This is a genomic window from Roseibium marinum (assembly GCF_002906165.1).
GTDB classification, from domain to species: domain Bacteria; phylum Pseudomonadota; class Alphaproteobacteria; order Rhizobiales; family Stappiaceae; genus Roseibium; species Roseibium marinum.
This window is the reverse complement of sequence record NZ_PPCN01000001.1, coordinates 1034484-1058225: the sequence shown is the minus strand read 5'-3', so window position 1 is coordinate 1058225 and position 23742 is coordinate 1034484. Positions and strand designations below refer to the sequence as shown.

At 60.3% G+C, this 23742-nt stretch carries 22 protein-coding genes; 8 read left to right on the top strand and 14 right to left on the bottom strand.

Annotation, left to right across the window (positions count from 1 at the left end):
* The first annotated feature begins 174 nt into the window (after window positions 1-174).
* Complete coding sequence (locus tag CLV41_RS05005) at window positions 175-2277, top strand: putative bifunctional diguanylate cyclase/phosphodiesterase (protein ID WP_208987275.1); 2103 nt, start codon at window positions 175-177, stop codon at window positions 2275-2277.
* On the opposite strand, the gene kynU is transcribed toward CLV41_RS05005, so the two are convergent.
* Window positions 2270-3490, bottom strand: coding sequence for a kynureninase (gene kynU / locus CLV41_RS05000; protein WP_103221106.1), 1221 nt, complete (start codon window positions 3488-3490; stop codon window positions 2270-2272). The genes CLV41_RS05005 and kynU overlap by 8 nt on opposite strands.
* 248 nt (window positions 3491-3738) lie before the next feature.
* On the opposite strand from kynU, the gene CLV41_RS04995 reads away from it, so the two are divergent.
* Window positions 3739-5133 carry an L-serine ammonia-lyase gene (locus CLV41_RS04995; RefSeq protein WP_103221105.1) on the top strand — a complete coding sequence of 465 codons (1395 nt, stop codon included), beginning with the start codon at window positions 3739-3741 and terminating at the stop codon, window positions 5131-5133.
* 106 nt (window positions 5134-5239) lie between these two features.
* Here CLV41_RS04995 and CLV41_RS04990 read toward each other — a convergent pair whose 3' ends face one another.
* The 8 genes from CLV41_RS04990 to CLV41_RS04955 form a co-directional block, all read right to left on the bottom strand.
* Window positions 5240-5857, bottom strand: coding sequence for a GntR family transcriptional regulator (locus CLV41_RS04990; RefSeq protein ID WP_103221104.1), 618 nt, complete (start codon window positions 5855-5857; stop codon window positions 5240-5242).
* Window positions 5858-6216: 359 nt separating this feature from the next.
* A complete protein-coding gene (locus CLV41_RS04985) occupies window positions 6217-7578 on the bottom strand; it encodes an FAD-dependent oxidoreductase (RefSeq protein ID WP_103221103.1) in 1362 nt (453 codons plus the stop codon).
* Between the two features lie 34 nt (window positions 7579-7612).
* A complete protein-coding gene (locus CLV41_RS04980) occupies window positions 7613-8698 on the bottom strand; it encodes an anhydro-N-acetylmuramic acid kinase (protein WP_103221102.1) in 1086 nt (361 codons plus the stop codon).
* A complete protein-coding gene (locus tag CLV41_RS04975) occupies window positions 8695-10047 on the bottom strand; it encodes an aspartate aminotransferase family protein (protein ID WP_103221101.1) in 1353 nt (450 codons plus the stop codon). Before CLV41_RS04975 ends, CLV41_RS04980 begins: the two co-directional genes overlap by 4 nt.
* A 159-nt stretch (window positions 10048-10206) precedes the next feature.
* Window positions 10207-10623, bottom strand: coding sequence for a hypothetical protein (locus CLV41_RS04970; RefSeq protein ID WP_146048504.1), 417 nt, complete (start codon window positions 10621-10623; stop codon window positions 10207-10209).
* A gap of 35 nt (window positions 10624-10658) precedes the next feature.
* Window positions 10659-12848, bottom strand: coding sequence for a glycosyltransferase (locus CLV41_RS04965; RefSeq protein WP_103221099.1), 2190 nt, complete (start codon window positions 12846-12848; stop codon window positions 10659-10661).
* A gap of 48 nt (window positions 12849-12896) precedes the next feature.
* Entirely contained in the window at window positions 12897-14870 is a 1974-nt protein-coding gene (locus CLV41_RS04960; protein WP_235867080.1) for a caspase family protein, read from the bottom strand.
* 20 nt (window positions 14871-14890) lie between these two features.
* A complete protein-coding gene (locus CLV41_RS04955) occupies window positions 14891-15670 on the bottom strand; it encodes a hypothetical protein (RefSeq protein WP_146048502.1) in 780 nt (259 codons plus the stop codon).
* A gap of 300 nt (window positions 15671-15970) precedes the next feature.
* On the opposite strand from CLV41_RS04955, the gene CLV41_RS04950 reads away from it, so the two are divergent.
* The 3 genes from CLV41_RS04950 to CLV41_RS04940 all read left to right on the top strand — a co-directional run bounded on the left by CLV41_RS04950 (window position 15971) and on the right by CLV41_RS04940 (window position 16960).
* A complete protein-coding gene (locus CLV41_RS04950; RefSeq protein ID WP_103221096.1) occupies window positions 15971-16261 on the top strand; it encodes a hypothetical protein in 291 nt (96 codons plus the stop codon).
* 124 nt (window positions 16262-16385) lie between these two features.
* Complete coding sequence (locus tag CLV41_RS04945; protein WP_068418285.1) at window positions 16386-16595, top strand: cold-shock protein; 210 nt, start codon at window positions 16386-16388, stop codon at window positions 16593-16595.
* A gap of 119 nt (window positions 16596-16714) precedes the next feature.
* The gene (locus CLV41_RS04940) at window positions 16715-16960 is read left to right on the top strand and encodes a hypothetical protein (protein ID WP_146048501.1); all 246 of its coding nucleotides are present in this window, start codon (window positions 16715-16717) and stop codon (window positions 16958-16960) included.
* A 101-nt stretch (window positions 16961-17061) separates the two neighbouring features.
* Here CLV41_RS04940 and CLV41_RS04935 read toward each other — a convergent pair whose 3' ends face one another.
* From CLV41_RS04935 to CLV41_RS04925, 3 genes are read right to left on the bottom strand one after another with little or no spacing between them, the layout of a single operon-like run.
* On the bottom strand, window positions 17062-17913 hold the full coding sequence (locus CLV41_RS04935; RefSeq protein ID WP_103221094.1) for a shikimate dehydrogenase: 852 nt from the start codon (window positions 17911-17913) through the stop codon (window positions 17062-17064).
* Between the two features lie 14 nt (window positions 17914-17927).
* On the bottom strand, window positions 17928-18605 hold the full coding sequence (locus CLV41_RS04930; protein ID WP_103221093.1) for a class II aldolase/adducin family protein: 678 nt from the start codon (window positions 18603-18605) through the stop codon (window positions 17928-17930).
* An 11-nt stretch (window positions 18606-18616) separates the two neighbouring features.
* The gene (locus tag CLV41_RS04925; protein ID WP_103221092.1) at window positions 18617-19363 is read right to left on the bottom strand and encodes a class II aldolase/adducin family protein; all 747 of its coding nucleotides are present in this window, start codon (window positions 19361-19363) and stop codon (window positions 18617-18619) included.
* A 263-nt stretch (window positions 19364-19626) separates the two neighbouring features.
* Between CLV41_RS04925 and CLV41_RS04920 the strand changes: the two genes are divergently transcribed.
* From CLV41_RS04920 to CLV41_RS04910, 3 genes are all read left to right on the top strand, one after another.
* A complete protein-coding gene (locus tag CLV41_RS04920; protein WP_103221551.1) occupies window positions 19627-20493 on the top strand; it encodes an NAD(P)-dependent oxidoreductase in 867 nt (288 codons plus the stop codon).
* Window positions 20494-20585: 92 nt separating this feature from the next.
* Window positions 20586-21164, top strand: a complete 579-nt coding sequence (locus tag CLV41_RS04915; protein ID WP_208987274.1) for a cupin domain-containing protein — start codon at window positions 20586-20588, stop codon at window positions 21162-21164.
* Window positions 21165-21177: 13 nt separating this feature from the next.
* Entirely contained in the window at window positions 21178-21774 is a 597-nt protein-coding gene (locus tag CLV41_RS04910; protein WP_103221091.1) for a cupin domain-containing protein, read from the top strand.
* Window positions 21775-21889: 115 nt separating this feature from the next.
* Here the strand turns inward: CLV41_RS04910 and CLV41_RS04905 are convergent, their stop codons facing one another.
* Both CLV41_RS04905 and CLV41_RS04900 read right to left on the bottom strand, forming a co-directional pair.
* On the bottom strand, window positions 21890-23128 hold the full coding sequence (locus CLV41_RS04905) for an MFS transporter (RefSeq protein WP_408013605.1): 1239 nt from the start codon (window positions 23126-23128) through the stop codon (window positions 21890-21892).
* Between the two features lie 93 nt (window positions 23129-23221).
* Window positions 23222-23740, bottom strand: coding sequence for a hypothetical protein (locus CLV41_RS04900; RefSeq protein ID WP_103221090.1), 519 nt, complete (start codon window positions 23738-23740; stop codon window positions 23222-23224).
* Between the last annotated feature and the right edge of the window lie 2 nt (window positions 23741-23742).

Below are 23742 nucleotides of genomic sequence, written 5' to 3'. Positions count from 1 at the left end.
TAAAGAGAATTCACTTTATAAATAACTACCGCTTGCGATATTTGCGTTGCCTTCCTTATGGTTATTCTCAATTGAAATTGAACGGAGATTTTACGAACATTGCTCTTGAGAAAAGCGCGGCGCACGGCGGCAGGCAGAAAACCGACCGGACATCGTCCCGGCAGAATATCAACCGTGGAGGAAAAACTGCAGGACTATCCTGATCTTTCCGGGAATGCGTGCCTTGAGCCGGAAGAGAACCGCGAAGCGTCGTCCTACGGTATCGCTGGCGGCAAGATCGATTCGGACCTCATAGCAACGATTTACGACCGGCTCGATACCGCCGTCTGGATCTTCGATTTCGACAACAAGCGCTTCCTTTGGGCGAACCGCAAGACCCTGGAAGTTACCGAAGCCGCCAGCCTTGAAGAACTCCGCTCCCGCGATCTGGCCGAAGACATGTCTCCATCGGTGGAAGAACGGCTGCGGCAATATCAGCAGGATTTTTGCAGGCACGATGTGAGCTTTTCCGAAATCTGGACGCTCTATCCCAAGGGCAAGCCGAAGGTCTTGCAAATGAACATGAGCGGGATCAGGCTGGTCGATGGCCGCATGGGCCTGCTCTGTGAAGCGCGCGAACATCACGAACAGCAGCCGGAAACCCTCAGAAGCGCGGAAGCCCTGACGCATACCACCGTGATGATTTCGCTTTATTCGACAGACGGTACACCTCTTTACAGGAACACCGCCGCGCGGGCCGTGTGCCACTCGCTCGACAACCCGTTTCACGGCCACTTCGTCGAGCCGCGGGATGCCCGCAAGTTCCTGGAGCTTGTGGAGCGGGACCGCACCTCGGGACGTGTCGCCAGGGTCAGGACAAGCGCCGGGCCGCGCTGGCACGAACTGACGATCCGCTCCTGCCAGGATGCCGTGTCCGGACAGCCGGCTTATCTCGTAAGTGAAATCGACGTCACCGAACTGCATGAAACCAAGGAACGGGCGCAATTTCTGGCAAGTCATGACACGCTGACGGGCCTGTCCAACCGGACGTACCTTCAGGAGCGGCTCGCTCAGGTTTTGCAGACGGCGGCGGACAGGGGCCAGACGGCGACGCTTTATCTGGTGGACCTGGACGACTTCAAGATGGTCAACGACACCCAGGGCCATGCCGCCGGCGACAGCCTGCTGCAACTTGTTGCGGAAAAGCTGAAGCAACTGGCGGAGCCGGATGACATCGTGGCACGGCTGGGCGGTGACGAGTTTCTGATCTGCCATCTGGAAAAATCCGGTTCAGACAGGTCAGACTGGTTCGGCCAGGGGCTCCTTCAGGCTTTCTCGAAACCCCAGATGATCGACGGCAAGCCGAGACGCGTCGGCCTCAGCATCGGCTATACGCATTATCCGGAGGACGGTGTCAGCATCGATAATCTCATGCGCCATGCCGATCTCGCGCTCTATCAGGCCAAGACGGACCCGATGGACAAATGCGTGCGGTTCCAGCAACAGATGCGGCATCTGCGGGACGAGCATCTGGCGATCAAGAAGGATCTCGAACGCGCGATCCAGGTGAATGAATTCACGCTGGAGTATCAGCCGATCGCCTCAACTCTGACCGACAGGGTGATCTCCGCCGAAGCCCTGATCCGCTGGTGTCATCCGGAAAAGGGCCTCATCTACCCGGATGAATTCATACCGATTGCCGAGGAAACCGGTCTCATCAACGAGATCGGCCTGTGGGTAAACCGCCAAGTGGCGCACATGCAGGCGCGGCTCGCGCGCCTGAACTACGACGTGCCGCTTTCGCTCAACGTATCCCCGAGGCAACTCTCCGACCCGCATTTCGTGACCCATATGCGGGCCCTGCCGGAGGAGACCGGCTGCAATCCTGAAATGATTTCCCTGGAGCTGACGGAAAGCGTTCTCCTTGGCGACATCCCCAATGCCTTCGAAACGCTCTCCCTGCTGAAAAGGACGGGCTACCGGATCGTCATCGACGATTTCGGCGCCGGCTATTCCAACCTCGCCTATCTCCACAACTATCCGATCGACGGCATCAAGATCGACCGGATGTTCATGAATGACATCGCCTCCGGCGGAGCAATCGTGAAGCTGATCCTGTCCCTGGCCAACGCACTCGGCGCGGAAGTGGTCGCCGAAGGTGTGGAAACGATCGAACAGCGGGCCTGGCTGCTGGAAAACGGCTGCCACCTGTTCCAGGGCTATCTTTACTCAAAACCCGTTCCTGAGGAGCGATTCCTGTCGATGCTGGAAACACAGGTGCAAATCGCTTCTATGTGACCTTGGCCCTGGTTTTGAATTCCGGCCGGTCCCAGCTTTGCGTATCCAGAATGTCCGCGAGGATCGCGACCGCGTCGATAATGTCCTGGTGCGACAGGTAGAGCGGCGTGAAGCCGAACCGCATCACGTCCGGTGCGCGGAAATCTCCGATCACCCCCCTGGCGATCAACGCCTGCATCACCGCGTAGCCTTCCTTGAAACGGAAAGATACCTGGCTGCCCCGGGTTTGCGGGTTCCGCGGACTTGCCAGTTCAAGCCGCGGGCACCTGGCCTCGACCTCCGCGATGAATAACTCGCTCAGGGAAATCGACTTCCGGCGGATATCGGCCATGTCGACATCCTCGAAGAGGTCGAGCGCCGCATAAAGGCCGGACAGCGACAGGACCGCGGGTGTTCCCACCGTCATCCGGCCGATGCCCGAGACCGGACGGTAATCCAGGTCGAAGGCGAAGGGCGCCTCATGACCCATCCACCCGGTGAGCGGTGAAGTGACCTTGTCCAGATGCTCGGGCGAGACATACAGAAAGGCCGGAGCGCCGGGGCCGCCGTTGAGATATTTGTAGCCGCAGCCGACAGCGAAATCCGCTTTCGCCCCGGCAAGATCGACCGGTAAGGCCCCGGCGGAATGTGCCAGATCCCAGATGGCGAGCGCACCGGCGGCGTGAGCCGTCCGCGTCAGGTCTTCCATGTCATGGAGGCGGCCGGTCCGGTAATCGACCTGTGTCAGCATAAGAACGGCCACGTCCGCGGTGATCGCCGCCCTGACCTCCTCCGGTGCGACCACCTTGAGTTCGTACCTCCTCGCCAGCAGATCCTTCAGCCCGGAGGCCACATAAAGGTCGGTCGGGAAGTTTCCAGTATCCGACAGAATGACCTTGCGGTCCGGGCGCAGAGAAAGCGCCGCCGACAGAACCTTGAAGACATTGACCGAGGTGCTGTCGCAGGCAATGCAGGTGCCGGCGGGCGCCCCCATCAGCTTGCCTATGCGATCGCCCGTGCGGGCCGGCAGGTCGATCCAGCCATGGGTGTTCCAGGCGGTGATCAGGCTGGCGCCCCATTCCTGCGTCACCACCTCGTTGAGGCGCGCCGGCACGTGACGCGGCAGCACACCGAGGGAATTTCCATCCAGGTAGATGATCCCCTCCGGGATCAGGAAGGCGTCTTTTCTGGACTTCAGAACGTCCTGCACATCGGATGGGTGCTGCGCGGTCATCGGATACTCCTGGCTGCCAGGGGCCGGGCCCCTGAAGGGAGCGGCAAGCTATCAAAGCGTCTTTTCGCAAACAACAGTGCCGGTGTGGATTTGTTCCCGCCCAAGCGGACTTCGGAAAGGAGTGTTTCGGGCAATGTCGCAAACAACACAAAATTGCCCGTTTGAACGCTCTTGCACAAAGGACTATCTGTTACCCTGAAAAGAGTGCTGGCAGGGTCAGCTTGGAAGAGACAGGCAGTGCGGATCGGATGTTCATCAGCGTCTTCGATATTTTCAAAGTCGGCATCGGCCCCTCGAGCTCCCACACCGTCGGGCCGATGGTCGCGGTCCACCGCTACCTGGACCGGGCCCGGGGACTTGCAGGTGCGCAAGCAAAGGCGGCGCGTTTGACCGTCACCCTGCACGGCTCGCTCGCCTTCACCGGAAAAGGCCATGCGACGGACAAGGCCGTCTGCCTGGGGCTTCTGGGGGCCAGACCGGACAGTCTCGATCCCGATCAGGTCGACCCGATGCTCGACGTCCTGGAAAAGGAAAAACGGCTGCGGATCCCCGGTCTGCCCGAACTGGCATTCCTTCCCGACCGGGACGTTATTTTCGACTACGGTCCGTCCTTGCCGCTGCACGCGAACGGCATGACCTTTGAACTTCTCGATGTGTCCGGGACCGTTATCGACAGCTTCGTCTATTATTCCATCGGCGGCGGTTTCGTGGTCAGCGAAGCGGAACTCACGAAAACCACCAACGAGCCGGTCACCGAGCTCGCCCGGCAGGACGTGCCCTTCCCCTTCGCTTCCGCCAGCCAGATGCTGGCCATGGGCAAGGAAGCCGAGCTCTCCATCGCCGAGATGAAACTGCGGAACGAATGCGCCACCCAGTCCCTTGAAGAGGTGGAAGCGGGCATCGACAAGCTCTGGACGGCGATGGATGCCAGCATCAACCGCGGCATCAGCCAGACCGGCCAGTTGCCGGGCGGGCTGAAGGTCAAGCGCCGCGCGGCGGATATCTACCAGCAACTCATCCTTGAAGGCCGCAGCAATCCGCGCTTCGAGCATAATGTGGTCGACTGGCTCGGCGTCTATGCCATGGCGGTCAATGAGGAAAACGCAGCCGGGGGCCGGGTCGTCACCGCGCCGACCAACGGGGCGGCCGGGGTCATCCCTGCGGTGACCCGCTATTATCTCGACCATTGCAAGGACGCCGATCAGGCCGGCATCCGCACCTTCCTGCTGACTGCCGCCGCGGTCGGCGGCATCATCAAGGCGAATGCGTCGATCTCGGGCGCGGAAGTCGGCTGCCAGGGCGAGGTCGGCTCGGCCTCCGCCATGGCGGCCGCCGGTCTTTGCGCGGCGCTCGGCGGCAGCAACGAGCAGATCGAAAACGCGGCCGAAATCGCCCTGGAACACCACCTCGGCATGACCTGCGATCCGATCGGCGGCCTCGTCCAGGTGCCCTGCATCGAGCGCAACGCCCTCGGCGCGGTGAAAGCCGTGACCGCCGCCTCGCTGGCGCTGCGCGGCAACGGCTCCCATTTCGTGCCGCTGGACGGCTGCATCGAGACCATGCGTCAGACGGGCATGGACATGATGGAGCAGTATAAGGAGACCTCCAAGGGCGGTCTGGCGGTGAATATCGTCGAGTGCTGAAAACGCTCCGGCGCCACAACCCGGCCAATTGCGCAGGGCAAGACCGATTGACTTGACGGCGGCAGCGGGCGGTCGTCCGAGCACCTGAAGGCTCTCCGCGAGAAGATCAGATCTGCTGAAGCCGGGTCTTGTGGGCGTGGGCGATATGCCTGCGGGCGGCGTTTTCCGCGGCCGCGCTGTCGCCCCTGCCGATCGCATCGACAATTGCCGCATGTTCCTCGACCGCCGTTTCGCGCCGCTCCGGCGTATCCAGCGTCGTGCCTGCCATGAGGATCAGCGACAGGCGCAGATGGTCGATCTGGTCGACCAGATAGCGGTTGTGCGAGGCAAGGCACAGGCGCCGGTGGAACTCCCGGTTGGAGCGCACGAGGCTGTCCTTGTCGGCAATGCGCCGGCGGTCCGCGGTCACCAGATCCTGCAGGATCTCGATCTCCGGCTTCGAGGCGTGCTTGGCGGCAAGACCGGCAGCGGTGCCTTCCAGCACTTCGCGCATGAAATAAACTTCGTTGATCTGACCGTGATCGAGCGTCGGGATGACCATGCCGCGATTTGGCTCGTGAACGGCAAGCCCCTGCGCTTCCAGGCGCTTCAATCCCTCTCGGATCGGCGTTCTGGAGACACCGAATTCCTCCGCCAGGTCCGCCTCGCGCAGACGGTCGCCGGGTTTCAACACCCGCTCCTCGATAAGCCCGATCAGCCGCCGGTAGATTTCAGATCCGTTCATAGGATCTGGTTAGCGGCTGCACGGGTTTTGCGCAAGAGTGGCGGGAAGAGCAGGGAACCGCTGAAGCCGGGCTGGAGCGGGTTTGGATCTATGCCGGCTTGATAAGGAGCCAACCACTCCTAGCTCTTTTTGTGTGGGCAAACCGACGTCCCTTACTTTTCTTTGCGCAGGTAGACCCCCACCCCTAACCCCTCCCCACAAGGGGGAGGGGAATTCCGCCGTGCCTCGTTGACAGTCTTTGCCTTCCAACAGGAGTTCTGGAAATAGACAGAACCAATAACCGCAGCCAAGTTCCCCTCCCCCTTGTGGGGAGGGGTTAGGGGTGGGGGTCTACCTGCGCATTTAATGTCAAACCAGCTTTAATGCAGCCGCACGCCCTGGCGTTTCAGTTCCGTTTGCAAGAGCGAAATATCCATCGCTTCAAGATCCAGCCCATGTTTGACCGACAGAGCGGCGGCTACCCCCGCCCCCTGGCCGGTCACCGTGCAGCACATCATGTTGCGGGTGGCGGCGTGGCTTGTCCTGTCGCCGCCGGTGGCGCGGCCGGCGACGAGCAGGTTCTTCACGCCCTTCGGCAGCATCGTGCGGTAGGGGAGCTGGAAGTAGCGGCCTGTGGTCGGCAGGATCAGGATGCCGTAGCCGTCGATGAATTCCGGAAAAATGCCGACGCTGTCCTCGAACCGGCCCTGCCCGCGGACATCCTCTCCCGTCATGTCGTAGGCGGCGAGGATCTTGCGGGTGTCGCGGATGCCGATGGTCATGCCGAAATTGCGGAGTTTGGCCGTGTCGCAGCCTGGCTGAAAGCGTTTCAGCGCTTCGACGGCCAGTATTGCCTGACGGCGGCCCTCGATCTCGTTCTTCGTCATGGACCCGGGATCGGTGCCGTCGCATTCGGGCAGATGCACCAGGTTGAGGTAGGTGAGATCGCCGCTGTCGTAGACGGCGCCCCAGGTTCCGGAGATCGTCTGCAGGGCCGCCGGGATCATGCCGGCCTGCATGGCTTTTTCGAACGGCTTGCGCAGGAAGGGCGAGAACATCTTGTCTTCCTTGCCGGTGGTTTCCACCGACCACTCGCCGCTTTCCCAGTCCTTGTAGGTCTGCGGATCCGCCTTGACCGCCTCGATGAATTTGCGCTTGTCGACACCGGTCATGGAGAACATGACGGACGCCGCCTGCATCTCTTCCACCGGTGTCTTTTTCGTCTTGGCACCCGCCCGGAAGGCCACGTCGGCGTCGCCGGTGGCGTCGATCACCTTTCGTGCCAGGATCGCCTCGCGGCCCGCCTTGCTCTCGGTGACGATGCCGCGGATTTCGGAGCCTTCCATGATCGGCGCCGCGAAGGCCCGGTGCAGCATCGCGTGGATGCCGGCTTCCTCGACCAGATTGTCGGCGACCAGCTTGAAGCCCTCCGCGTCGATGGCGTGGCTGTCGGATTGCGGTTCCGGCGTGGCCGCGCCCGCCTCCCGCGCCCGGTCCTCGAACTCGCGGCCGACGCCTTCCGTGTCGATGGTCTTTTCGTGCCGGTACCAGGCGAAGCCTTCGACGCCGACGGCGGTGATATTGCCGCCGAAACAGCCGAAGCGCTCGACCAGGGTCACCTCGACGCCGGCTCGCGCCGCCCCCAGGGCGGCAGCCAGACCGCCCGGGCCGGAGCCGACCACAAGCACGTCGGTTTCATGGATGACATCGATTTCGCGCGCGGGCTCAAGGATTCTCTTCACGCTTCCTCACTGGAGTTTTTTTAAAAAGGCCCGGTCAGCCGCCGGGCTTATAAAGCTTGCCGCCGATCACCGGACGGCTCACGCCGGTGGTTTTCGGGAAAGTTGTCGGCAATCCGGCTTTCAGCCGCGCGCCCAAAAACGCCATTGCCTGTGCTTCAAGCGCATCGCCGTCGATTTTGAAGACATCGGCCGAAACAACCTCTCCGGAGAGACGGTCCGCCAGGAAACGCATCAGCACCGGATTGTGCCGCCCGCCGCCGCAGACCAGCCAGAGCCCCGGCTTTTGCGGCAGAAGCTGTTCGGCTTTGGCGATTGCCCCGGCGGTAAAGGCCAGCAGGGTCGCCGCACCGTCCTCCAGGGAGAGCCCTTCGGCGAAGCTTGCGGAAAAACTGTAGCGGTCGAGGGATTTCGGCCCGGGCTCGGCAAGGAACGGGTGGCTCAAAGCCTCGTTCAGACGCTGTTCGTCCACGCGCCCTATCGCCGAAAGTCTGCCCCCGGCATCGTAGTCCCCGGCCCCGTGCCGGCGGACCCAGTCGTCGAGCAGCGCGTTGCCCGGACCGATGTCGAAGGCCAGCAGGCGCTCGCCGTCGATATAGGTCAGGTTGGAGACACCGCCGATGTTCAGAAAACACAGCGGTTCCTTGTCTTCACCGACCAGCGACCTTGCCAGCGCCTGATGGTAGACGGGCACCAGCGGAGCGCCCTGCCCGCCGGCAGACATGTCCGCCAGGCGGACATCGCCGATCACCAGCAGGCCGAGATCGTCGGCAAGCGCCTGCGGATCGCCAAGCTGGATGGTTTCTCCCGCCTCCGGATCGTGCCAGACCGTCTGGCCGTGAAAGACGACGGTGTCCGGTGACAGGCCGTGTTTTTCCAGATAGGCGCGGATCGCGGCGGCGTGGTCCCGGGTGACGGCACGGTCAAGATCGGGCCAGACTTCGCGCCGCGATCCCTTCGCGGCCGCCGCCTCCAGTACCCGCCGCTTCGTTTCTGGATGGTAGGACGCCGTTTCCGCCGGGCCGAACCGGGCGACCGTCCGGCCATCCGTTTCGATTTCCGCCAGATCAATTCCGTCGGCGGAGGTGCCGCTGATCGTGCCGACGACGGACCAGCTTGTCATAGGCTCTGCGCAATCGCATCAAGGCTCGACTGCGCGATGTCGAACATCTCGTTGACCTGAGCCTCGGTGATGATCAACGGCGGGCAGAAGGCCATTGCGTCGCCCATGTTGCGGGAGATCAAGCCCTTTTCCTGAAAGGTCGCATTGGTTTTCGCGCCGAGCGCACCCGGTGTCGCGGCAAGAGTTTCATGGGACAGCTCCGCCGCCCCGATCAGGCCGATGCCACGGGTTTCGACCACCAGCGGATTTTCCGCCAGTCCGGCGAGCCGCTTCTGGAACAGAGGTGCGATGGCTCTCACATTGCCGACCAGATCGCGCTCCTCGATGATCTTCAGGTTTTCCAGCGCGACGGCCGCCGCCACCGGATGACCGCTGCCGGTGTAGCCGTGGCCGAGCACCCCGATCCTGTGGGATTCATCGGCGATCGGCTGGTAGACATCGTCATTGATCAACAGCGCGGAAATTGGCTGATAGGAGGAGGAGAGCGCCTTCGACAGCGTCATCATGTCCGGCTGCAGATCATAGGTCTGGGTGCCGAACATGTTGCCCGTGCGCCCGAAACCGCAGATCACCTCGTCGGCGACGAAGAGAATGCCGTATTTTTTCAGCACCGGCTGTACCGCCGCCCAGTAACCCTCCGGCGGCACGATCACCCCGCCGGCGCCCATCACCGGCTCGGCGAAGAAGGCGGCGATCGTGTCCGGACCTTCGGCGAGGATCATGTCCTCCAGGTCCCGCGCGCAGCGTTTGGCGAATGCCGCCTCGCTTTCGCCGTCCTTCTTCATGGAGCGGTAATGCGGGCAGGTCGTATGCAGGACCTGCGGGATCGGCAGATCGAAGGAACGGTGATTGTTGGGCAGGCCCGTCAGGCTGGCCGAGGCGAGCGTGACGCCGTGATAGCCGCGGACACGGGAAATGATCTTCTTGCGCTGCGGCTGGCCGAGGGCGTTGGACCGGTACCAGATCAGCTTGATCGCCGTGTCGTTGGCCTCCGAGCCTGAATTGGTGAAATAGACCTTCGACATGGGCACAGGCGCCATCTCGATCAGCTTTTCGGCCAGTTCGATCGACGGACCGTGGGTCTTGTAGGTGAAGGTATGATAATAAGGCAGCTTTTCCATCTGCCGGGCGGCCACATCGACAAGGCGCTTTTCGCCGAATCCGACAGCAACGCTCCAGAGGCCGGCCATGCCTTCGATATAGCGTTTGCCGTTGATGTCCTCGACATAGATCCCTTCGCCCCTGTCGATGACCAGCGCGCCGGTTTCCTCCTGGAGGCGCGCGTCGGCATAGGAGTGAAGCTGGACCGCCGAATCGCGGGCTTCGAGGGAATTGGGGAGCTGCGCCATGAAACGCCTCATCTTGATGGCAGGAGGGAAAATTTGCGACCGGCGACGCGAGCGCGCCGCATGGTTTCGGCCCACGCTAGCGGCGCGGAAACCTTATGACAATCGGGATTTCACATTCTTGCACCGTCGTTCGAGGCGAGCGGGTTATCCTGACCGGTGTCAGCTCAAGGCGCTGTCATCAGGCCCGTTCAGGATCGTCTCGTAGTACACCTCCGGGTCCGGGCCCACGACCGCCTCGAAATCGGGGCCCCAGTTTTTGCGAATACGCGCTATCCGCCGCCTGAGGTACAGCTCCCAGTTGGAGGAGACGCCGCTGCGCCTGATGTCGTCGGGGGCCGGCAGAGTTTCAAAAAAATGCCCTTCGCTTCGCAGTGCCGAAAACAATCGCGGTGGACAGACCACCACCACCGTTTCAAATCCGCTCAGTTTGGCCAGCTTTTCCGAAAGACCCGCGGACAGGTGTTCCGCCGTTTCATCGAGCGCCCAGATCAGGGCGACGCTGCCGCGTTTTCGCTGCTCCGTCAGCAGGACGGCATCCGGTTTGTTGGCGGCTCCGAGAATTCGAAGGCTGCGCAAGGCATATCGGAGTCCGATATTCTGCAGGTGCCGCCTCATTGTGCCGGCACCTGAAAGGACTGCGGAAGCCGGGCCTGTATCCGCAACTGGCGGGCGATTTGCGAGGCTCCGTCCCAGCAGCCGGTCTTTCGCGCACAGGCCAGGGACAGTGTTTGCCGAATTTCGGGATCGAGCAGTTTTCGAAGCTGCGTTTCAATCTCATAAGGATCGTCTGCCGTGCTTGCCAGATTCCATCCGGCGCGCGCGCCATGCAGGGCTCTTGAGTCCTGAGCGTCCATTTCCGGATTGTCGTTCGGGATGAAAAGCGTCGGCAGCGCGGCGGCAATGTTTTCGTGGAACGTGTTATATCCTGCGGCGCAGACGGCAAAGTCGAATGCCTTGAGATAGCGGCTAAGCGGGAAAAGCCGGCGCAGCAGGAAGCGCTCATGAATATCGCTGCCACCGTTCACATGCAGCGGCGATCTTACATCGACGGCAATCACGTCCGGATGCCTGTCCAGAAAATCGAACAGAAGCTCCCTGGGAAGGGACATGTTGAAATTCGCTTCGGATCCGAGCTGAACAAGACACACTATGGCGCTGTCCGGCAAATCAAGCGCGCGCCTCGCGGCGGTTTTGTCGAGAAGCTGATGCGGCTGGGTCATGAGGACGGGATTTACCCGGGCAACCTTTTCCGCATTCTGCCGAGAATACCCGGTGTCCAAAGCCTCGCAGAGTTCTCCGGGCTCGATTATGGCATCGAAAAAACCTTCTCTGGCAATGCTTTCGGGCTGTGACGTGCGCCACAGCCCCCGCCGGATCCAGGTACAATAACTCTTGCCGTAGGATTCAAGCGCGTCGGTGAAGCCGGCGTAGGGAAGATTGCCGTCGAACAGAACCAGGGTCGGTTTGTAGTGGCTGAGGGCTTCGCGCATTTCCTGAAAGAAAAAGGCATTCCATTCGTCGACATCCAGTTTCAGCCGACGGTGGAAGGGGCGGAATTCGGCCAGGTATCCCATCGACCGGGCGACTTCAATTGCTTCTGAAAGCGAAAAGAAAATCACATTTACAGCGGAGCCAAGTGCCTCCGCTATGGCGAGTTGTCGGGAAAGATGGCCCAGGCCGACGCCGTTGGAGGTCACCGAAAGCACAACAGGCCGATCCGGTGTCTGGCGCTTTCTCAGGCTGCCCGGTGAAGAGGCTTTCGGTGCTTCGGTGACATTTTCGAGCTTCTTTGCGAATTGATCCAGACCGAAACGGGATACGACATGGTCCCGTGCTCTTGAGGAGGCCTCTTCTCTGAGCGACCGGTCGGATCGAAGGCGGTCGTAAACCTGCGGAGCATTTGCAGGGTCGGTATAAAAGCAGGCATCGGAGAAAGTCTCTTCCATGTAATGCGGCACGACACAGGGCAGTCCGGTCGCGAGAGCTTCCAGCACGTTGTAGCCAAACGCTTCAACCCAGGTATCTGAATGAAAATAACTATAGATATCCAGGCTTTGCAGAAACTCGGATACCGGCCAGGATGAAAAGGGATATATCTGCCAGTTCCACGGCAGTGTCTCGAACTCGTCCAGAAAGTCCTGGGGTACCCCCATCATCAGATGGTTATAGTCCGCGTGCTGCGGATAGCACGCCAGGGAGACCGGCGGAGAAGGCAGCTTGTCTCTGCTTGGCCGGCTGTGGCGGCCGATCTTTACCGGCGACGTCAACTCCCCGATCTGCTTTTGCGGGAAGTCCTGCGGATCAATCAGGTTGGTCCAGTTGGCGGGATGAAGCGCATGCGAAAGGCCGTGTCGCGAGAGATCCTTGCGAACGATGTCGCTGACCGGCAGCAGCCGCAAATCATGACCGAACCAGTCGGCCGCCAGGCCGGGCCAGTTCCCGGTCTGAAAATAAAGGCGCCCTCGGCGGTCCCGCGTCGGCTGGTGAACAACCAGGTAGAAAACATCCGCATCGAACCCGGCGCGCAAATGCACGGTCTTGTCCAGCAGCAAGGGATGGTACAAAAGCGCGACCCTGGTTCTCGGTCTTTCGTTTTGCGGCACGATCACCGTTCCGGTTGCCTGAATTTCAGCGAGCAACGCGGAATTGGGAACCTGGCTTCTGGCAAACAGGGGCGATGACAGGGGCACGATCCCTGCCTTGAGCCCGGCCATCTTGCAGGCTCTGAGGTCGTATTTAAGCGATGTGGATGTGCCGCCGGGAAAGCGCAGATCAGCCAGATAAAGGACGTCCAGTTCCATATTCTGCCCTTGCCGAGGAAAAACAGCTTCAGATCCGTATGAAGGTGTTCAGGAAGGCGAACCGCCGTAGAGACGCCACAGTTCCAGCCCGCGGTTGAACCGCGGGCCGGGCACACCATCCAGGGCACCGTCATAGTACCCTGCTGTCTTCATTCGCAACTGGACGGCCATGATCGTGTCGAGCGACCAGCTGTCTGCGTCAGCCGCCACCTTCGAAAGTATCTCGCCATTGTCCGTGGTCAGAGCCGACAAAAGCAGCTCTGACGCCTTTTGAGGCGATTTGTCGGTGTGAAACCCTTCGTCGTAAATCGCCGCGGCGGCGAGCGCGCCTTCCGCGTAACCTTGACGGGCGGCGAGTTCGAAATAGGCCACAGCGTTTTCCGCCGATTTGTTGATGCCTTCCTTGGCGAATACCCCCAGATTAAACGTCGCTCTGGCGGCCCCTTCCGACGACGCAAACTCCAGAAGAGTGATCGCTCGCGCCACGTCCCGCGCACCGCCAGTTCCCGAATAGAGCGAAACGGCCAGATTGATCGCTCCGTCCGTGCTGCCGTGACTGTAGGCTTCTTCAAACAGCGCTCTGGCCGTTGCCAGGTTTTTCGGAACGCCCTGTCCAAGTTCGTAAAACAGGCCCAGGCTGACCAGCGCCCGCGTATTTCCCGCCAGCGCTGCCTGTTTGTAAAAATCTATCGCCCGGTCCGTGTCACCGCCTGCCGCATAGGCGCGGGCAAGCAGGGCCTTGTAGTGCGGATCTTCAGGAAAAGTCCGGACGGCGCTTTCACAGGCCTTCGTCGCAGCGGCGGAATTTTTTGCCAGCCGATCGAGCGAAACGCCCCGATAGATAATCGTGGCGTCATTGGGATGTGTCGCGAATTGCCGGCACAGTTCCGCAGGCGTGATGTTTGCCTCATCGTCGGGCGCGATCTGTGTGACGATTTCTTTCGCCTGCTGCAGATTGCGCCCGTTCGGGAAGCGTTCAATGTAATATTCGAGCAATGAGCCGTTGCGGGAAGCAAGGGCATTTGTCCAGATCTCGTCTTCCAGCGTGTCGCGGCTCTTCGGGTTTCGCGTCCCCAGCCCGGCAAGATTTGAACCCGCCTTTTCCAGCAAGGTCCGCGCCTCGCCCGCATAGCGGCCTTCCGGATAGCGCTGCATGTACAAGTCGATCAGTTCGGGATCCGCTTGTTGGGCCGCCAGTTTCCAAAGTCTGACCTCAACATCCTGCTCGGCCTTTTCGCCTGGCAGAAAGTAGAATTCGGGTTTGACCGAAAATTGAACGTAGGGAACCTGGGCACCACCTGTGTCCTTGCGCACATACCGGTTCACCTCCGCCAGCACGGACAAGACCTCCTGTCCCGGGGCGTGCATATTGGCAAGAAGCGCAGACGTATAAGGACTGTTTTTGCCGGCACCGTCGAAGGCGACCTTTCCGGGCTGCGTTGCGAAACCGATCAGGAAACCACTGACATCGGGGGGCGGGGCAAGACCGACCCCGACACTGTCGATGCGCCCCTGGAAGGGATTGTTCTGACAGGCGTCAAGAAAGATCATCTTGAACGAGCTGCTTTTGCCGATCAGATTCAGAAGTTCATCGAATTGGACGCTTTGATCCACAAGACTGTCGACATCGCTGATATGCGCGTCGACCGGGATGAAGTAGTTCTTTCCGGCCAGTTGAACCCCGTGACCGGCATAATAGACGAGCACGACACTTGCGTTGCGGCGGAGCGTGTCTTCCGCGAATTCTTCTATTTCACCAAGGAAGCGGTCACGCGTTGCGTCCAACACCAGGCGAACGTCGAAATCGAGTGTCCGCAGAGTGGTGGCAATACTTTCCGCATCGTTCCTCGCGTTTGGCAGTTTTTCGGAGGTGTAGTTGGAATTGCCGATGATCAGCGCCATTCTGACGCCGGAAAGTTCACCCTGAGCCGATGCCGTTCCGCAGCATATTGCGACAAGTAAAAGCCCGCAGGCGAGACCGGAAAATCCCGACAGCAATCGTTGAACCACGAGCCTGTCCATGATCACGAAAAGCTTTCCATTCAAATCGCAATCGCTTTCACAAGGTTGATCTCGACCGCCTGCAGTGTGTCCACCAGAACACCGCGCTGCTGTTGCTGCAGTTTCGCAACCACGGCATCCTGCGACCTGACGAGGCGAATCCGCTGGACTTTCCCAATCCCCCTACGAACGATCGCGAGACCTTCCTTGCCGCTATTGGCTCTGCGGATATCTCTGGCCATCTGCCTGACGATGGGCAAGGCCGCCTTCGCCACACTGCTTCCGCGACCGGCTTCACCCGCCAGGCGTGTCTCATATATCGCAAGCACATCGGCGAAGCATTTAAGGGGATCCTGTCCGCGCAGGATCTTCCTTTCGCATTTGTTCGATTCTGTGATTATGCGCGCTTTCGTGTTCAACAAACGCTGAAGCGACGCCTCTTCCTGAGGGACGTTGCCGATAGTCTTTCCAGGTCGATTTGGACTTATGGGCTTATTTCCCGATCCAGCCTGGGAATTGGGAGATTCGCTCCCGTAGGCGGCGACGGTGATTGCCCCTTCTCTGCCGTGTTCGAGCGCGCCGGACGTCCGCCCGGTTCCAACCGGAACTTCAAGAGGCAACAATTGCGAAGACGCAGGTCTCCGACTGGAGAACTTCCAGACACCGGTCTCAACAGGATCTGCCAACTCCAGCCTGCTGCCCTTGGCTGAACTGGTAGCCCCGGTAAGCCAGAAAATGAGTAGCGACAGTAAAAAAGAAAGAAAATTAAAAAATTTACGCTTCGTCAGCTCTGCCATCATCCACCAAATAAAAATATTCAAACAGGCATGTTCTCAACTCAAGCCAATCTAGCATTTTTACGGACGGTTCACAAACAATCGCATGGCTTCACTCTATTGAGCGAAGCTGACGGACCGGGACCTGCATTTCGCAATCGCCCGGCAGATCGCGCGCAAGTGAACCGCCTGCCGCCGTTCAGAGACGTCCGGCGGTTCATTTCGACCGTAAAGCGTTTCGCGTTAAAATGAATTCAGGAAATCGCCCGAACGCATTTGCATAGCGAACGCTGCCTCGGGCGTCTTCAGAATCCGCTTAAACGCAGCACGCTATAGCCACCTGCATTGCCGGCCGTCAGCCGTGAGGAGGTAAATCGCCTGCCCGCCGATCTGACTGCCGGAAATTCGACCGCCTCCCCCCGGCAACGTCACAAATGGCGTTTTTTTCAGTTTTTCAACGCAATCTTGGCCTCCAACCCACGCAACGGCGCGGAAAAAGACGTGAATCATTCAAATGCGCACTTGATTTTCCGCATTCTCCGGAGAATTTTTTATCAAAAAAATCATCATATTTTTGAAATTCACCTTGTTTTGGGCTCGCACCTGGCTTATGTAACGCTCATCGATATTGTTTGACGAACTTTGTGACTGCGCGGCTTGCCGCGGCCTGAACGATCTTCCCTATCAACGTCGACAAAACCGCCCGTTTCGCATTTTGTGGGGCAGGCATTCTCTCATGACCGATTGAAAGGAAATCGTTATGACCATTGGCACCGTAAAGTTCTTCAACTCCACCAAAGGCTTTGGCTTCATCCAGCCGGAAGACGGCGCAGCAGACGTGTTCGTTCACATCTCCGCTGTTGAACGCGCTGGCATGCATTCGCTGGTCGAAGGCCAGAAAGTCAGCTTTGAAGTTGTCCAGGATCGTCGCTCCGGCAAGTCCGCTGCTGACAACCTGCAGGCAGTCTAAATAACTCATCCCCGGTCCGTGACCACGGATGTACTGGCACGGACCACCGGGATGAGATGAGAGGTCGGGAAATTTCCCGGCCTTTTTTTTGTTCTGCACTTTTGAAAGGATCGGAAGCCATGTCCACCGAGACCAACAGCGGTAAACTCAGCCAGACACGGCGTGAGACTGCAGAATCAAAGGCGGAAACAACCAAGCGGATCTCGCAGGAAATGCTGCGGAGTGAATCCGAACTGCGCGATGCAAAAACCATGAGACTGCGCGCGGCGCGTCTGGCGACCCAGGACGACCGGCCGGATCCCAAACCGGTCAAGGGGCGGAAGCCTAAAAAAGCAGCCGCCTCCGGGACGTCTGCGAGCAAGTAACCGTAAAACGTCTTTGTTCCGCATTGCCGGCTCCGCGCAGGCAGGGTCGGCAAATTTTCAGGTAACGCAGGCAGAAAGATCGGCCTGACCTGGAAAGCCGGTCAATGCCTTTTGAGGCGATCTTCCAGGGCGCGGCGCAGATCATCGGTTACAAGCGGCTCAACTCCCAACCATCGCCGCCAGGCTGCCGGCCCCTGATGCATCAACATTCCCAGACCGTCCACGATAGGGTTGCCGCGCGCCCTTGCGGCCTGAAGGAAAGCCGTTTCCAGCGGCGTATAGACAATGTCCGCCGCGACCGCCTCACCGTGAAGACAATCGAGCTTCAGATCGAGTGGCGGCTGGCCGACCATGCCAAGGCTGGTGGTGTTAACAGCCAGGGCCGCGCCCTCGAGAGCGATGTGACGATCTTTCCATGGCAGCACCCGGATCGATCCACCTAGATCGGCCGCGACTTTTTCGGCTTTTGCCGCTGTCCGGTTGACCAGCCGGATTTCCGGAACCCCTTCCCGCAGCAGGCCATGGCAGACCGCCCGCGCGCCGCCCCCCGCCCCGATCACCACCGCCGGGCCGGCATCGCCCCGCCAGCCGGGCACGGATTGTTTGAGGTTGCCCAGAAATCCGAGCCAGTCGTTGTTGGTCCCGAAGAGCGCCCCGTCTTCACGCACCACAATACAGCTGATCGCGCCTATTCTGCGGGCGACGTCATCCACCTCATCGACAATCTCCATGGCGTCGAGCTTGTGCGGAATCGTGAGATTGCAGCCGGCAAAGCCAAGGGGATGCAAGGCCCGCAAGGCGGGTTCGAGCGTGCCCGGGCGAACCAGGATCGGCACATAGCCGCCCTTGATCCCCTGTTGCTCCATCCAATGGGAGTGCATGAGCGGCGAGAGGGAATGCATAACCGGCCATCCAATGACGCAGGCGAGAAAGGGGCGATCGGGATCGGCCATGAACCAGGACCTCTTCAGCTCTCGAGTTTTGCGTGAAAATGGTTCCAGGTCCGCTGAAAGAGCCCCGGATTGCGGAGTTTCTCCCGGCACCGGCGCTGCTCGTCCTCGCTGAAAGCGTAGGGCGTACCGACCTGCATCGCCATGTACTGGCGATAGGCGTTTTCCTCCAGATAGGTGATCAGAACAAAGGCTTCGACGATGTCCCGCCCAAGCGTGACGGCGCCGTGGGACTTCATCAGCGCTGCCGGCCGGTCACCGAGCACAGCCGTCAGTCTCGCGGCCATCTCCGGAGAATTTATGGAATCGGGGGTATCCAGCACCGGCAGCGGATGAACCAGCGTGCCCTGGGCGAAGACCGGCAGATAGGCGTGCCCCGTCATCGTGAGAAACGTCGACCATTTTGGATGGGCATGGACGATAGCCTGACTGTCCGCCCGCGCCTTGTAGATGCCGGCATGCAAATGAAATTCCAGCGGCGGCTTGCCATGGCCTTCGATCACCGTGCCGTCGAAATCGACCAGACAGATGTCCCGGGCGGTCAACTGGCTGCGCTGCGCCGAGCCGACATTGATCAACATCCTGTTCTCACCTGCGCGGATGCTGGCGTGACCGTTGAAATCGATAATCTCCGATTTCTCCAGCATACGCAGGCAAAGTGCCAGTTGCTTCTTCAACTCCTCAAGATCGCTCATATCGTTGTCCTTCACCAACCGGTCTGGTCATGAACTTCGGCGCGCCACAATTCCCACGACCGGGTGGCGGCACCCGTATTGGCGACGTCGGCAAGCTCGGCTTCCTCGCGCGAGAGCGCTGCGATATCCCCACCCGAAGCAAGCGCATTGGTCCAATGCTGGATACGCGCATTTACCTCGGTGTAGACAGCCCGGAACACGGCAAGCCGCAGTGTCGGACCGCAGGCAACCGAGCCATGCGCCCGCATCAATGCGACGCTTCGCTCACCCAGGGTCGCGGCGAGCGAGCTGCCGCGCGCGCAGTCGCACACCAGCATGTCCGTCGTTCCGAAATCCTCGCGAATATCGAAAACCGGGACGTCGCAGGAAAGGAATGCCGCATTATGATACATCGCCCGCATCCCCGGTCCGCTCAGACCGAAGGGGATGACGGAAGCTGAATGGCTATGGACCACCGACATCACGTCCGGACGGGCGCGGTAGATCTCGCCGTGAATGAAGCGTTCCAGAAAGCTTCCGGGAGCATCCGGATCGCACGGCTCGCTGTTCAGGTCGAGCTCCACTATGTCGTCGGGTGTTACCAGCGCCGGTGCCATGGAGCGGGAGATAAGAAACCGGTCCGGTGCGGCAGGATGGCGAAGCGAAACATGCCCCATGCCATCAACCACTCCACGCGCGGCCAGGATGCGCGAGGCAGCGGCCAGATCCGCAAGCGTGTCCGGAGCAACAGGTCCGCCGGAGGAAGGATGACTTTTCATCAGATGATCACCTTGGTTGTCATGCTTTCGGGGGTTGTCATGCTTTCGGGGGTCGTCTTGCTTTCAGGGAAAATCTCTTCGGGCCCGAAGACCGGCTGCCTCTTGCGCGCGGGTATCGGCAACCAGGCCAGCGGATAACGCCATGCGGCCGTAGGCCCGGTGCGGCTGACAGCTCCCCGTTTTTTTCACCCTAGCGGCGGGTTCGGCTTGACGCAAACTGAAAATGGACCATCGTTCCAAATAGAAGAACAATGGAGGAAGCAATGCAGATCGGTTTCGTGGGTGTGGGCGCGATGGGGGCCGCCATGGCCGGCCATGCGGCCGGCAAAGGATTTTCCGTCCTTGTGTATGACAATGACGCCAAGGCGCTGGACAAGGCGGCCGTCTTCCCAATCAAGGCAGCGTCCGGCCTTCAGGAACTGGCGGAATCCTGCGAGGTGATCATCGTTATGGTCGCCTCCGACGCGCAGAGTGAGGCGGTCGTTCAGACCTTGCTTGCATCGGGAAAGCCACCGGGCAGCGTCATTGTGGTCGCCGCCACAAATCATCCGAAGACCATGATCGGGCTTGCCCAGGCCTGCAGGGAGAAGAATGTCGGCCTGGTCGATGCGCCTGTCTGTTATGGACGCAAGGGCGCGGAAGACGGTAACCTGGTTTCGCTCTGCGGCGGCACCGTGGAGGATGTCGAGAAAGTCCGCCCGGTTCTGATGACCTACAGCCGCAGCGTTGAGCATCTGGGGGACATCGGTTGCGGCCAGCTCGGCAAGGCCTGCAACAACATGATGCACTGGGCCGCCTGCGTCGCGAATTACGAGGTTCTGGCGCTCGCCAGGTCCTGCGGCATCAATGCTCAGACCATGCGTGAAACGCTGCTGAAATGCCCGGCCCGCAACACCACGCTGGAGCGATGGGACACGACCCGCTTTACCTGGCACGAAAAGGACATGGACCTTGCGCTCGATGTCAGCCAGTCGGCGGGCCTCGCCCTGCCTCTGTTCGGCATGGTCGATCAGCTTGTCAAGCGGCTCGGGCCGGACAGGGTCCACGCCCTGCTTTACGGCGAGGAGGCCGAATACCTGGGCCAGCCGATCACCGCGCGCAGCCTGAGTGACGTCACAGAAAATTCGTGATGTTCCTTTATATGGAACGCCGTGCCGTTGACGGGAATGGCTGAGGTTTGTACTGTCACCGCCTGAGGTCTCGCACCAGGGAGGAATACCGGATGTCAGATGACTCCGCGATGGAAGGCGGCTTAGGCCACAACAGCGAAAACCGCGACAAGGTCGTCTGGGAGCGCTGGACGAAGAAACGCACCTTCGTCCGGGCGCTGGAAGGCACTTATGGCCAGTTGAAGGAAGAGCTCTATTCTCAGCCGCGGGTCTACCGGACCTCGGATCTGAAATGGAAGGGCGGACCGCAGCATTACGGCAAGAAGGTCATCAACCCCCAGGCCAACCGCATCGCCCAGTCGATCGAAGCCCATGTGGAGGTGTTTTCGCCAAAGGGATATGGCCAGACCCACGGCCACATGAACTCCGCGGTGTTCCTCGTGCTCAAGGGCAAGGGCCACGACGTTCACGATGGCCGGCGCATCGACTGGGAGACTGGCGACGCGCTTATCGTCGAGAACGCCTGCGTGCACCAGCATTTGAACGACAGCGACGAAGAAGGCCTGATCCTGGTTCTGAAGGCCAAGCCGCTATTCCTGTTCATGCACATGATCTTCCAGAAGATGGTGCAGTATCCGCCCGAAAAACCGGTACCGGGGCACGAGGACTACACACCGCCGGAGAACGTTTGAGAGGGGACTTCAGATGAGTATGGATCCAAGCACGTTCACGGATGCCGTGGAACGTCAGCGCGCCAGGATGGGCGCACCGGAGGTTTCCTTCTACAAGGATGCCCTGGAGGCTTCGCAACGCTTCCGCCGTGAGTACAAAGATCGTCTCAACGTGGTGAAGTGGGACCAGATGCCGATGGAACGATCGGCGGACGGGCTGATCAAGCACATTGTCAACGAGCGGATGGACACCAAGGAATGCTGCATTGACATCTACATGCAGTTCATCGAGGCCGGCAAGGCGACCGGAACGAGCCGCCATCTGACGGAGGAAATCGCCTTCGTCATCGAGGGCACGGGTCACGACCTTCACTACGATGTGCAATTCGAATGCAAGGTCGAATTCGAATGGACCTGGGACACGACCCCCAAGCGCTACGACTGGGGACCCGGCGACTTCATCTATGTGCCGCCCTATGTCGCGCACAAGCGCTTCAACACCTCCGGCATCGAAGCCCGTATCGTCGTCTGCAACAGCCGCGTCATGAAAGCCCTTGGCCTCGACTGGTTCGACCAGCTCGAGCCCGCCGAAGGTTTTGAGAATGTCTGGGTGCCGCCCGCTGACGAGTGAGGGGCCAGGCTGAAAGCCGTCTTCGGCCCGGCATGCGGAGCCCGGCGTCGAGCCGCCGGCCGCGACAACACGTTTCCCCAAGGCACAGGGCGTTTTACCACGCCCTGTGCCTTTTTCAGGATCGCGTCAGGTGCTTGACGTGGCGCAGTTGCGGAAATCCGCGCATCCACAGCCCTGCCACCGCCAGGGTGCCGATACCACCCGCCAGTACCGCCGCCACGGGTCCGATCAGGGCCGTCGTGGTTCCGGCGCGAAAACCGCCCAGTTCGTTGGACGCGCCGATGAAAACCTGGTTGACGGCGTTCACCCGGCCGCGCAGTTCATCCGGCGTCCAGAGCTGGATCAGCGTACCGCGTATATAGACGCTGACCATGTCCGCCCCTCCCATGAGCGCAAGGGCGAAGACTGAAATCCACAGCGTCTCGGAGACCGCAAAAACGAGCGTGAACAGCCCGAATGCGAAGACGGCGGCAAACATGATCCGTCCGGCATGGTTCGAGACCGGCCGCCAGATCAGCAAAGCGCCCATGGAAATTGCCCCGACCGCCTGGGCGGATCGCAGGAACCCGAGGCCGGACGGCCCCACATGCAGAATGTCATGCGCGTAGATCGGCAACAGCGCCACCGCGCCGCCAAGCAATACCGCGAACAGGTCGAGAGAAATCGCGCCGAGGACCACCTTCTCCGACAGGATATAGCTGAACCCGGCACTGATCGTTGCCCAGGTCGTATGACCCCGCGCCCTTTGCTGTTCGGGATTGGGGATCGAGAACACTAGAACAGCGGCCGCTAGAAGCAGCCCCAATGTCGCCCCATACGCAGCACCCGGCTGAACACCGTAGAGAAGCCCTCCCGCGACGGGACCGCAAATCGTCGCGAACTGGTTGGCCGTCGTGTTGACGGCGATCGCGTTCGGCAACTGGTTCTCGGGCACAAGATTGGGAACGATCGCCTGACGGGCCGGATTGTAGAAGGCGCGCGCGGCTCCAAAAATCATCAGCAATCCGAAAATCGGCAATATGCTTTCAAACCCCGGAAGGGTCATGACCATCAGTCCGGCCGCACAGACCGCCTCGACAAGCAGACAGGTAATCAGAATACGCTTGCGCGGCAGCCGGTCGGCGACCGCGCCCGTTACAAGAACAAGCCCGAGTGCGGGAAGGAACTGGGACAGGCCGACCAGCCCGAGATTGAACGCGCTGCGCGTCATTTCGTAGACCTGCCAGCCGACCGCCACCGTCTGGATCTGAAGGGCAAACCCTATGAGGACAATCGCAATCCAGTAGCGGCGAAAACCGGGGTATCTGAAGATCGCGAATCTGCTGCCACCGATTGGTGAATTGTTGCTAGTCAACGCGGTCGACCTTTCCGTGCGAATGACTGTTCCGCCACCCGGGAGCGCGCGTCTCACCAGTCATGCATGTTCTCCGAATAACGCGCGGAAACGTCAGTTCATCGGCACCGCGCCGCCGAAGGAAAATACCAGCCCGACCAGGAAAGCGAGCCCACCCGCGAGAAACGGGATCACCAGGACAGAAGACACCCGCAAACGGAGGAACGAGCCGCCAAGAAGAGGAAGCTCATAGATCATGATTCTGTGTGCGGCGAATACACTCCAGGAGGTAATGAACGTAACCAGTGCCGCTGTCGAGGCGCCGGACTTGGCAAAGATTGCCGCGATGGCGAACGCGATCACCGGTCCGGCCGGCACCATAAGGCCGGTCACGGCCGCGACGGGCAAAGCCAGCAATCCGGCGTCGGCGCCCAGATATCCCGAAATCGCCTCCTTGGGTATCAGTTCGGCGATAAAGCCGGCCGCGGCCAGCGCGCTGATCATGCGGGGAAAGAGTTTTATGAACTGCTCGAAAAGCCGTTTCAGGATCGGGCCGAAGTCCAGTTCCTTGTATACGGCGATCACGATCAGCCCGGCGAGAAGGGCCAGAAGGACGATAAAACCGATGTTCATGG